Genomic DNA, 11,175 nt, shown 5'->3' on the forward strand with positions numbered 1-11,175 from the left:
TACATATATATGGAATAGATGCGGACGCTGCCGTCGTCAATGGAATCCGTTCTCGCCGGGAGAGGGACTGGCCAAGTTCATGGTCAACCCGTAAACCCAGGGGGCGTCGACGACCGATCGTCGGCTGTTTTCGACCTCGGAGAGACCCATGTCCGACCTGGATCGCTCGCGCGCGCAGCGCCTGCTGAATGAACGCGGGCTGGATGCGCTGGTTCTGACCCAGCCGGAGAGCTTTTCCTATGCGACAGGATTGCCCGCCGGCGTCCCGGCGATGTGGAGACGGGCGGGCGGTGCAACGGCGCTGGTGCCAGCGGATGCGGGAGCCAGGATTGGCGCGGTCGTCGGAGAACTGAACGCCGATGTGCTGGCCCGGCGCGCGCCGGAGATCGATATCCGGACGCATCCGCTCTGGATCGATCTGGTCGACATCAGCGGGATCGATACTGCTGGCCTCGATCCGGCGGCTCTGGTGACAGAAGCCTATCGTCGGGAGAATGGCGGCGAAGCCGTCTTCCCGCCTCGTCCGACGACGTTCTCCGCCAGCGGGGCCTTTGCGGTTCTCGGCGAGTTGCTACGCGAGCGTGGGCTCGCTCGGGCGCGGATCGGCATCGACCTCGAATTCATGCCGGCCGCTGATTTCGCCACGCTGCGGCGAGCCTTGCCCGATATCGACTGGGTGGATGCGTCCGAGGTCGTCCGCCGCCTTCGCGCGATAAAGTCGGCGCGCGAGCTTGATTGTGTCCGCCGTGCCTGCGCGCTGGCGGATGCCGGTTTTCATGCGCTGACCGCCGGAATTCGGCTTGGATCGACGCCGCAGGACATGACGCGTCTCTGGCGCGGAGGCGTTGCGGTCGCCGCTTCGGCGCGCGGCGAAGCCGGTTTGACGGGAATGTGGGACTACATGTCGGTCGGCTCAGATCCCTGGAGCGGCGGCGGATCCGTGGTCCCTGGCGCGGTCCTCAAGGCCGATGTCGGCTGTATCGTCGAGGGCTACAATTCGGATACAGCGCGCAGCTATGTATTCGGCGAACCGGACCCGATCGCGCGCGACGTTCATGCCGCGCTGGAAGACGCGTTCGAGGCCGGATTGGCGGCGATCCGGCCGGGCGTCGCCATGCGCGAGGTATTCGAGGTGACGGCCGGGGCCATGCGCGCCGCCGGCTATCCCGGCTATCGGCGCGGTCACTACGGCCATTCGATCGGCGCCAGCGTCGGCTCCGAGGAATGGCCGTTTTTCGCGGCCGACAGCGATGTCATCCTCGAACCGGGCATGACGCTCGCCTTCGAGACGCCGTTCTATGGCAAGGGTATCGGCGCACTGACGATCGAGGATTCCCTGCTCGTCACCGACACCGGCATTGAGGTGTTCAACGCCTTGCCCCGTGGCCTTGTCCGCCTCGGCTAGGCGTCGCGCGGCAGCACCGAGGTGACGCGCGCGATGAAGATGTGGAACGCCTCCATGTAGTCGCGCAAGAACGTCTCGGTCGATGGGTCCGTGACTTCGCCCTGGTCGTCGATCAGGCCCGGCTTGAACTGGATGTAGGCCTCCGGCGCGTTCATCTGCGGCGCATTGCAGAAGGAGAGCACGCTGCGCAGGCTCTGCTGGGCCACTGCGGTACCGATCGCGCCGGGCGAGGTGCCGATGACGGCGGACGGTTTTCGGGCAAAGGAGTTGGTGCCATAGGGGCGGCTCGCCCAGTCGATGGCGTTCTTCAGCCCGCCGGGGATCGAGCGATTGTATTCCGGCGTCACGAATAGCAGCGCGTCGGCCTCGGCAATGGCCGCCTTGAACGCCTTGGCGACAGGTGGATAGTCCGCGTCATAGTCGTAGCTGTAAAGCGGCAGGTCCTTGAACGAGATTTCGCTGAACTTGAGATTTTCCGGCGATAGCTTGATCAATGCGGTTGCGAGCTTGCGATTGATCGAGGCCTTGGCGAGGCTGCCGATGAAGTAGCCGACCTTGTACGTTTTCATGATCCATCCACGCTGTGCGCTGCGCCACATCGTGATGCGGAATGCACCACCTGCTGCTAGAGAGCGCTTTCGGCGGCTGTTTCAAGACGCGGTACGGATACGGGTCGTTTTCAAGCGAAGTGGGTAGCTTTTCGCGAGCAGAAGAAGCGACCAGGCAAGGCTCTAGGCTCCGATCGACTGGTCCAGATGGATTTCGCCCTCGAAACGCTGGATGCGCGAGGGCTCCGGCTGGTTCGAGGCGGAGAAATATTCCGCATAGCGTTCCTGCACCGCACCCAGCACGGAGAAGATGCGCCGGAGATGGAAGCGCATCGCCTCTTCCGCTGCGTGGAGATCGCCGCTCTCGATCGCCGCGACGATGGTGCGGTGCTGGTCGATGACGATCGCCATGCTGTCCATGCGCGGGAAGCTCAGATAGCGGAAACGGTCCATGTGCAGCTTGGCGGCGCTGATATCCGCCCAGATGCCGGGGAAGCCGGCATAGGCTGCGATCTGCTGGTGGAACAGCTCGTCCGAGCGAAAGAAGCGCTGGTCGTCCGAGATCGAAAGCAGCGTGTCCTGCAACGCCAGCTCGTCCTTGAGCTTCTGAACGAGTTCGTCGCGCTGCGGGCTTTCGATGGCGCGGGCGATCAGACCCACTTCCAGTGCTTCTCGCAAAAACTGCGATTTTCGCAGATTGGCCAGCCGCAAGGGCGCGACCACGCTGCCACGCTGGGCGTAGATGTCGATCAGGCCGAGGCTGGCGAGACGGGCCAGCGCCTCGCGCACCGGGGTGCGGCTGACGCCCAGCGCCTCCGACATGCCCTTTTCAGAAATCAGCTCGAACGGCTTCAGCCGGAAGCTCATGATTTCGTCGAGCAGGATGTCGAAGGTTCGCTGCGCAACCGAACCCGCGGCGCTCATCTCGGGATAGAAGGCAGAACTGGTGCGGGCCACGCGATCTCGCGCCATTTCCAGGTTTCCTACAGGCTTTGCAGTTTCAGACCATTCATGAAGTACTTGCGCAGCAGCAGGAACAGCAAAACGCTGGGCAGGCTGGCGAGCAAGGTCGCCGTCATCACGACATTGGGCGTGGTGTTGGCGTAACTGCCTTGTAGCACCATCAGCCCGTTCATGAGCGAGCGCGCATCCTCGCGATTGGTCAGTACCATCGAAAAGATCAGGTCGTTCCAGATCCAGGTGAACTGGATCAGGAACAGGGTCGCCATCGGGGCCCAGCAATTCGGCAGGACGATCGAGCGGAAGATGCGGAATTCCGAACAACCGTCGATGCGCGCCGCCTCGTCCATTTCGCGCGGCAGGCCGGCCATGTAGTTGCGCAGCACCAGTACCGGGAAGGGGATGCAGACCGCCGTGTAGAACAGCATCATGCCAAGGCGCGAATTGGTCAGGCCGAGCTTGTTGTAGCCCATGAAAAGCGGGATCAGGTACATCTGCAACGGGAAGATCGTGCCGGAAAAGATCAGCATGAACCAAAAGCCTTTGCCGCGAAAATCGATCCGCGTCAGCCCGTAGGACGCCAGCGCTGCGATGAAAATCGCCGCCGCGCCGCCGACGAGGCCATAGAGCAGCGAATTGAGCATGCCCGAGCCCATCTTCGCCTTCGACCAGGCCTCGGTGATGTTCTCTATGACAGGCGCGAACGAAGTGGGCAGGGCAAGCGGGCTGCCCATGCCGTATTCGGCATTCGATTTGAAGATCGAGATGGCGAGATAATAGAACGGCGTCAGCCAGGCCAGCGCCAGGATGGCGGTGACGGAGAACATCACGATGCGCTGGATGCGGGCCTGGTCGTTGCGCCGGGCGATGGCGTCGAAATCGAGGCTGGCGAGGTCGAAGGTGGTTACGGACATTTCTTGACCCTCAGCGCTTGTCGAGACGGTGCTGGAGCGCGCCGAGCGACCAGGAAATGCTCATCGCGATGACGCCGAGCACGACGGCGATGGCCGAGCCATAGGCCCAGTACCCGGCGCGGAAGGACTCCCAATACTGGTTGACCGAGAGCGTCAGCGTTGAGCGGTTGGGGAAGTCGCGGCCCATCACCCAGACGAGATCGAACGAGGTGAAGCCGGCCAGTACGGAAACGGTCGTGACCATGATCAGGGTCGGCATCAGCAGCGGCAGCACGATGTGGCGGAAGATCTGGCTGCGCGAGGCGCCGTCGACCTTGGCGGCTTCCATCGGTTCGCTGGGCAGCGCGTTGAGGCCGATCAGCAGCAGCACCATCATCAGGCCGACCTGCTGCCAGATATGGGTGACGATCATTGCCGGAGTCGCCAAGTGGCTCTCATAGAGCCAGCGATTGGCGAGATCGCCGAGACCGACGGCGCGCAGGCCGGAATTGATGATGCCCTCATTGGCATAGACGTAATACCAGACGACGCCGACCGCGGTGGCCGAGAACATGCGCGGCAGGAAGAAGATCGACTTGAACGTCTCCTCACCCTTGACCCCGCGCACCAGCATGGCGAGCGAAAGGCCGATGGTGGCCGGCAGCACGAAGGACACGCCGACCCAGATCAGCGTATTCCACGTCGCATCGTAGAATTTCGGGTTGGAGGCCAGGCGCTGGTAATTGGCCAGGCCCGCGAACTGGTTCAGGCCGGAGAACTTGGCCCACTGCGTCAGCGACGCATAAAGATTGAAGAATACCGGCAGCAACAGGAAGATCGCGACGAAGCCGATCGCCGGCGCCATGAAGGCGAGCGCCGTCCAAAGCCGCTTTCGCGCGCGCCGATTTTCCGCCGCGATCATCGCGTCGATCGATGGCGCGCCGGGCGGCAGGGCAAAGGCTTGTTGTTGCTGCTTCATGTCTCGTTTCCCGCTTTGGCGCCGGCAGGGCCGCGAGATGCGGTCCTGCCGGAAGGTCTGGTTGGGTCCGGATTACTGCTTGCTGGCCCAGTATTGCGAGGCGATGGCTTCGATGTTTGCCATGGCCTTCTGCGCCTGCTCTTCCGACGGATTGGTCATGAAGCGGTTGAACTCCTCGACGGCCGGCAACACGATCTCGGAAGGCGAGGCCTCCCAATAGCGGGTGACGGACGTGTACTTGCCGTCCGCTGCGATCTTGGCGAGCTCGGCAATGATCGGGTTCGGCGTCTTGGCCTTGAGGTTGCCCGCATAGAGGCCCGGGTCGGTCGCCCAGCTGTTCATGGCGTTTTCGCTCATATACCAGTCGGTAAACTTGACCACGTCCGGGTTTTCCATGCCGGCCTTGGTGATGACGATCGGCGCGCCCTCGACGATGACGGCGTTGGGCAGGGACGGGTCGACATTCGGCATGATGAAGGCGCCGAAATCGGTGCCGGCCTTCACGCCGCCCTTTTCGACAAGGCCGATGACCCAGTCGCCGAACAGGTACATGCCGGCCTTGCCGCGTGCGAAATCAAGCGGCTCTTCCTGGCTCGTCGCGTCGGTGAAATAGCCCTTCTGGTAGAAATCGGTCCAGATCTTGAAGACGTTCTGGACCGGCTCGTCGGTATATTTGAGCTTGCCCTGGTTCAGCGCGGCATAGGCTTCCGGATTGGTGCGGAGCAGAAGCTCCTGGAACCAGACGAAGCCGCGCCAGCCATCCTGGATGGTGGCGTTGAACGGGGTGGTGCCGGCTGCCTTCAGCTTGTCGGCGGCGGCGATCAGCTCTTCCCAGGTCGCCGGGGCCTTGGCGATGCCGGCCTTTTCGAACAGCGCCTTGTTGTAGAGCACCACCCAGCGGTTCAGGCCGGTCGGCATGCCGTAGATGTGGCCATCGACGGTGAAGGGCGCGGCGCTCGAGGCGTCATATTCGCCGGAGGCGATCTTTTTGGCCCAGAGATCATCCAGGGGCGCAAGCTGGCCGCTGTCGACGATTTCCTTGAGCTTGGTGCCGTTCCACCAGGTGAAGGCCTGCGGCGCGTCGCCGGACATTAGGCTCGACTGGATATAGGCCTGGAACTGATCAGTGGCGTAGGCGCTGAAGTTCAGGTCGATGCCGTCCTTCTTCGCCGTTGCCGTCAGCCCGTCCCAGCCGGACTGATAGAACGGCTTGTCGTGGAACACGGTGACGGGATCCGCCGAAGCGGCCGCCGTCGTGAACGTAACGCCCAGGGCCACAGCGGCCAGGAGCTTCGACAATTTCTTCTGCATGGCTCTCTCCTCCAGAGTTTTTGCGGTTTTGGTTCTGCTTATCTGCGCAACGAGCGGCCGGTATCCGCGTCGAAGAGGTGCAACCGTTCCTTGTTCAGCAGGAAGGTCAGCGTTTCGCCTTCCGCGACGGGGCGTGGCCGCTGCATTCGGCTGGTCACGTCGACGCCGCCGAATTCGGCGAAGATCAGGGTTTCGTTGCCGAGCGATTCCGTCAGGCTGACCTGTGCCGAGAAGCGGAGCGCCTGCTCGGGTGGCATGCCGTGGCCTTCGGGCACGATGTCCTCGGAGCGGATGCCGAGCGAGACCGAGCGGCCTTCGTCCAGCGTCTCGAAATTGTCCGCACTGATGGCAATGACGGGGCCGTTCTCGACCGCGACGGCCGGCTGGCCCTCGGCGTCGCGGGTGACGCGTCCCGAAAGGATGTTCATGGCGGGGGAGCCGATGAACTGGCCGACGAACTGGGTCGCCGGGCGCTCGAACACGTCGAGCGGGGCGCCGGCCTGCTCGATCAGCCCGTCGCGCATGATCACGATCTTGTCGGCCATGGTCATGGCCTCGATCTGGTCGTGCGTGACATAGATCGCCGTGGTGCCGAGGCGCTGGTGCAGCCGCTTGATTTCGACCCGCATGGCGGAGCGCAGCTGTGCGTCGAGATTGGACAGCGGTTCGTCGAACAGGAACACTTTTGGTTCGCGGATGATGGCGCGGCCCATGGCGACGCGCTGGCGCTGACCGCCGGAAAGCGCGGTCGTACGGCGGTCGAGATAATCGGTCAGCCGCAGGATATCGGCGGCGTGGCGCACGCGGCGGTCGATCTCGTCGCGCGGGACTTTCGCCACCTTCAGCGAGAACGCCATGTTCTCGTAGACGGTCATGTGCGGGTAGAGCGCGTAGGACTGGAATACCATGGCGATGCCGCGATCGCGCGACGGCACGTCGTTGACGCGCTTGCCGCCGATGCGGATGTCGCCATGCGAAACGCTCTCGAGGCCGGCGATCATGCGCAGCGTCGTCGACTTTCCGCAGCCGGAAGGGCCGACAAAGGCAACGAAGCTGCCGGCCTCGATCTCCAGATCGATGCCTTTGACGGCGACCTGGCGGCCATAGACCTTGACCAGTTCGCGAAGGGTGACGTTGGACAAGTGCTTACTCCTTGCGCGGCGAGCCGCCGATCCGCGACAGCAGGCCGCCATCGACGCGGACGACCTCACCTGTCACGAAGGACGCGGCTTTTGAGCCGAGGAAGGCGACGACCTCGGCGATTTCCTCGGGCTCGGCGGTGCGGCCGAGCGGGTGCATGTCATCCAGCGTGCGCCAGATGGCGGCCGGGTTTTCGTTGAGGGCGACGGCGTCGCGCAGCATCGGCGTGTTGACCGCGCCGGGCGCCACCGCGTTGATGCGGACGCCGAGCGGCGCATAGTCTACCGCCATGGATTTGGTCATGCCGATCAGGCCGTGCTTGGCAACGGAATAGGCGAGCACGCCTTCCTGGCTTGCCAGCCCCTGCGCCGACGACATCAGCACGATGGCGCCGTGGCTCTCGCGCAGCATCGGCATGCAGGCCTGCGAGATCAGGTAGGCGGCCTTGAGGTTGACGTTCATCACCTCGTCCCAGAGCGCTTCATCCGTCGTCTCGACCGTGCCGTAGCGCTGAATGCCGGCATTGTGGGAAAGCAGGTCCAGCCCGCCGAATTCCTGCTGGGCGATGGCGGCGGCCTGGATGCATGACGAGCGGTCGGCGACCGAGCCAACCACCGCATGGACATCGCAGCCCCCAGCGCGCAATTCGTCAGCGAGTGCGCGAAGTGGCTCGGCGGCGAGGTCGAACAGGACCATGGATGCGTTGTCGCGCGCGAGCCTTTCAGCGACTGCGCGGCCAATGCCCATGGCGGCGCCTGTGACCAGCGCGCGTTGTGCCTGTGCTGCCGCCATGCGGCTTCTCCCTCAATGGTACTGCCATATGACTACCATGGTAGCCATCGGCGCGGTTTTCGGCGTAGAGCGGGCCGGCCATCGCTGGCCGGCCGAATGTCGTGTTTAGCGGCGACCTTCGCGCATCGCGGCGAGTGAGGCGGCCATGCGGTCGCGGGCACTTGTCGTCGAGCCCTCGGCATACATCCAGGAGCCGCCGACCGAGGTGATGTTCTTGAGCCTGGCGTAGCCGGCCAGATGTGAAAGCTGGATCTTGCCACTCGGCATGAAGGTGGCGGTCGTGAAGATGTTGGCGAAATCGGCCAGCACCACCGTGCCGCCAGCGGGCTCGGACGGATAGAATTTCAGCAGGTCGAAGCCGGCAGCCTGCGCTGCCATCACCTCGCTCGCCGTCTGCACGCCGGGCACCAGCGTGATCGGCCCCCTCTTGGCGTGGGCGCAGACCGAAGGCAGGAAGCCGGGGCTGATACCAAACTGCGCGCCGGCGTTGACGGCGGCATCATAGTGGGCGTCGGTGAGGATCGTACCGGCGCCGACAAGCAGTTCCGGGAACTCGCGGCGGCAGGCTTCGATCGCCGAAAGCGCTGCGTCGCTGCGCATGACGATCTCGATCGCCTCGGCACCGCCCTCGGCGAGCTCTGCCACCAGAGACAGCACGAAATCGACCGAGCGCGGCTGCACGATCGGCATGATCGCGGCCTGGCGCAGCTTCGGTTCGAGGATATCCGGGGTCATCAGGCGAACTGTCCTTCGAGCATGGCGAGCGTTTCGGCCCGGTTGGGGGCGCCGAGACGGCCACCGAATTTCAGGCATTTGAGCGCGGCGGCGGCGCTGGCGAAACGGATCGTCCGTTCCATGTCGAAGCCCTCGGCCAAGCCGACCGCAAAGCTGCCATGGAAGACGTCGCCGGCGGCCAGCGTATCGACCGGCGTAATTTTCGGCGCGGGCGTATGGCGTATATGGCCGGTCTCGGTATCGAGCCAGAACGTGCCGTCACCGCCCGCCGTCACCGCGACGAACACGCCGGTGCGGGCATGCAGAGCCAGTACGGCCTCGGGGCCGGAAATCTCGTCGCCGCACAAGATCATGGCGGCAGGCTCCGACGCGACGATGTGGGTGGCGAAGGGCAACAGGCTCTCCAGCACAGATCGGGCCGCAACATCGGCGTCGAGAATGGCTGGAATTCCGGCAGCTTTCGCCGCCTTCAGTGCCATGGCGGCGGCACCTGGCCAGCGAACGTCACTCAGCACGGCGTCGAAACCGGATATGTCGAAGGGTAGGGCGTCCGGCGCCGTGGTGGCGCGCGGATCGTAGAACGGCACGATCATCCGCTCGCCGCTCGCGTCGACGAAGATGGTGGCGATGGCCGAGCGCGCCCCGACAACCCGGCGCACACCCGAGCAATCGATTCCTTCGGCCGTAAGCTCAGCGATCAGCTCGCTACCCAGCATGTCGTCGCCGACACTGGCCCAGAGCGAGACTTCAGCGCCCTGGCGTTTGGCGGCGGTGGCAGCGCTCGACGCCATGCCGGCGGCATTCTGGACGGCCTCGATCGGAATGAACTTGCCCGGACCGCGCGGCAGCTCGTCCAGACGGAAGATCGTGTCCTGCGTCAGAGCTCCGACAGAAAGGATGCGGGGAGGGCGACTCATCTAGAGGACATAGCCGCGCTGGTGAGAAAGGGCCGCCATGACGCCGCGTAGTTCGGCGAGGCCGCGCAGGCGGCCGATGACGGGATAACCGGGATGGGTCGGACGGGTCGCATCGTCGATGAGCTCATGGCCGTGGTCGGGCCGGAACGGTAGCAGAGAATTCGGCAGCCCGGCATCGCGACGGCGCTGTTGTTCAGCGAGAAGAACGTCGACAACGGCTACCATGTCGACGTCGCCGCCGAGATGATCGGCCTCCATGAACGAGCCGTCCGCCTCCTTCGTCACATTGCGCAGATGCACGAAGAAGATCTTCGACGCGAACTGCCTGGCAATCGCCGCCACATCATTGTTCGGATTGGCGCCCAGTGAGCCAGAACAGAGCGTCAATCCGTTCGATGACGATGGCACCGCGTTGAGGATGTAGTCGATATCTCCGGCATTCTTGACGATGCGCGACAGTCCCATGATGTCGCGCGGCGGGTCGTCCGGATGGATCGACATCACGACGCCAGCCTCTTCGGCCGCCGGCAGCACGTTTTCCAGGAACTGGACGAGATTGGCGCGCAGTTTGGGGTGGTTCATCTCCGCCTGCTCGGCCAGTACGTCGCGCAGTTCCTCGATGCCGTAGCGTTTGAAGGCGCCCGGCAGCCCAGCCATGATGTTGGCGAGCAGCTTCGTCTTCGCTTCCGGCGGGGTGGTGTCCATCCATTCGCTGGCGCGCTGCAGCACATCCTGACTGTAATCGCGCTCGGCGCCGGGGCGTTGCAGCACGTGGCAATCGAAGGCTGCGACCTCGTGCATATTGCACTTCAGCGCGCGCGCCCCGCCCGGGAGTTCGACCGCGAGGTCGGTGCGGGTCCAGTCGAGCACGGTCATGAAATTGTAGCAGACGGTGCGGATTCCGGCCTGGCCGAGATTGCGCAGCGTCTGGCGGAAATTGCCGTAAAGCCGGTCGAGATCGCCGCGCCCGAGCTTGATGTCGTCGTGCATCGGCACGCTTTCGACGACGCTCCAGGTGAGGCCGAGGGATTTGTCCGCCTCGATCAGGGCCTTGCGCTCGAGGATCGCTTCCAGCGGCCAAGCTTCGCCATAGGGGATGTCATGCAAGGCGGTGACGATGCCGGTCGCGCCGGCCTGACGCGCATGGGCAAGCGTGGCAGCATCGTTGGGTCCGAACCAGCGCCAGGTCTGTTCCATTCATTCCATCCCGCATGCATGTTTGTCCGGCGCTGCGAGCGCCGGGCTTGGGTCGCTGTTCTTCGGCGGCGCTCTTTGGCGCCATCCGGATCCCCGCTGCGAGCCGTTTCCAGTTCCGTATCTGGATCGTCTTCAATGGGTCGGATGCATCTAATTGCCGTCTACCATGGTAGTCAACCTGAGTCTTTCGCTCTGACGATTTTTCCCGCCGTCCGATGATGGAGCCAGGTTTGGTCCGGCCCGGGCTAGAAACGAAGAACTCGGCCGTGACCAGGACAACGGGCCCTGTTGGCGACAA

The 11,175-nt window shown here is 64.0% G+C and carries 11 protein-coding genes; 1 reads left to right on the forward strand and 10 read right to left on the reverse strand.

All coding sequences use genetic code 11. From position 1 onward, the window contains the following. Positions 1 to 148: 148 nt before the first annotated feature. Complete coding sequence (locus OSH12_RS13200; protein ID WP_266344034.1) at positions 149 to 1,405, forward strand: M24 family metallopeptidase; 1,257 nt, start codon at positions 149 to 151, stop codon at positions 1,403 to 1,405. On the opposite strand, the gene OSH12_RS13205 is transcribed toward OSH12_RS13200, so the two are convergent. From OSH12_RS13205 to uxuA, 10 genes are all read right to left on the reverse strand, one after another. Further along, complete coding sequence (locus tag OSH12_RS13205) at positions 1,402 to 1,974, reverse strand: NADPH-dependent FMN reductase (protein WP_266344035.1); 573 nt, start codon at positions 1,972 to 1,974, stop codon at positions 1,402 to 1,404. The genes OSH12_RS13200 and OSH12_RS13205 overlap by 4 nt on opposite strands. A 162-nt stretch (positions 1,975 to 2,136) precedes the next feature. Then, on the reverse strand, positions 2,137 to 2,925 hold the full coding sequence (locus tag OSH12_RS13210) for a GntR family transcriptional regulator (RefSeq protein WP_266344036.1): 789 nt from the start codon (positions 2,923 to 2,925) through the stop codon (positions 2,137 to 2,139). 11 nt (positions 2,926 to 2,936) lie between these two features. Further along, complete coding sequence (locus OSH12_RS13215; protein ID WP_266344037.1) at positions 2,937 to 3,827, reverse strand: carbohydrate ABC transporter permease; 891 nt, start codon at positions 3,825 to 3,827, stop codon at positions 2,937 to 2,939. A gap of 10 nt (positions 3,828 to 3,837) precedes the next feature. Further along, positions 3,838 to 4,785 (reverse strand): carbohydrate ABC transporter permease, encoded by a 948-nt coding sequence (locus OSH12_RS13220; protein ID WP_266344038.1) that lies wholly within the window; start codon positions 4,783 to 4,785, stop codon positions 3,838 to 3,840. Between the two features lie 72 nt (positions 4,786 to 4,857). After that, positions 4,858 to 6,096 (reverse strand): ABC transporter substrate-binding protein, encoded by a 1,239-nt coding sequence (locus tag OSH12_RS13225; protein WP_266344039.1) that lies wholly within the window; start codon positions 6,094 to 6,096, stop codon positions 4,858 to 4,860. 38 nt (positions 6,097 to 6,134) lie between these two features. After that, positions 6,135 to 7,238: an ABC transporter ATP-binding protein gene (locus OSH12_RS13230; RefSeq protein ID WP_266344040.1), complete on the reverse strand. Its 1,104-nt coding sequence runs from the start codon at positions 7,236 to 7,238 to the stop codon at positions 6,135 to 6,137. Positions 7,239 to 7,242: 4 nt separating this feature from the next. Next, positions 7,243 to 8,028, reverse strand: a complete 786-nt coding sequence (locus OSH12_RS13235; protein WP_266344041.1) for an SDR family NAD(P)-dependent oxidoreductase — start codon at positions 8,026 to 8,028, stop codon at positions 7,243 to 7,245. 105 nt (positions 8,029 to 8,133) lie between these two features. Continuing rightward, the gene (gene eda / locus OSH12_RS13240; RefSeq protein ID WP_266344042.1) at positions 8,134 to 8,763 is read right to left on the reverse strand and encodes a bifunctional 4-hydroxy-2-oxoglutarate aldolase/2-dehydro-3-deoxy-phosphogluconate aldolase; all 630 of its coding nucleotides are present in this window, start codon (positions 8,761 to 8,763) and stop codon (positions 8,134 to 8,136) included. Then, entirely contained in the window at positions 8,763 to 9,680 is a 918-nt protein-coding gene (locus OSH12_RS13245) for a PfkB family carbohydrate kinase (RefSeq protein WP_266344043.1), read from the reverse strand. The genes eda and OSH12_RS13245 overlap by 1 nt, the downstream gene beginning before the upstream one ends. After that, positions 9,681 to 10,877 (reverse strand): mannonate dehydratase, encoded by a 1,197-nt coding sequence (gene uxuA / locus OSH12_RS13250; protein ID WP_266344044.1) that lies wholly within the window; start codon positions 10,875 to 10,877, stop codon positions 9,681 to 9,683. Between the last annotated feature and the right edge of the window lie 298 nt (positions 10,878 to 11,175).

The organism is Kaistia terrae (assembly GCF_026344005.1).
In the GTDB taxonomy this organism is placed as follows: domain Bacteria; phylum Pseudomonadota; class Alphaproteobacteria; order Rhizobiales; family Kaistiaceae; genus Kaistia; species Kaistia terrae.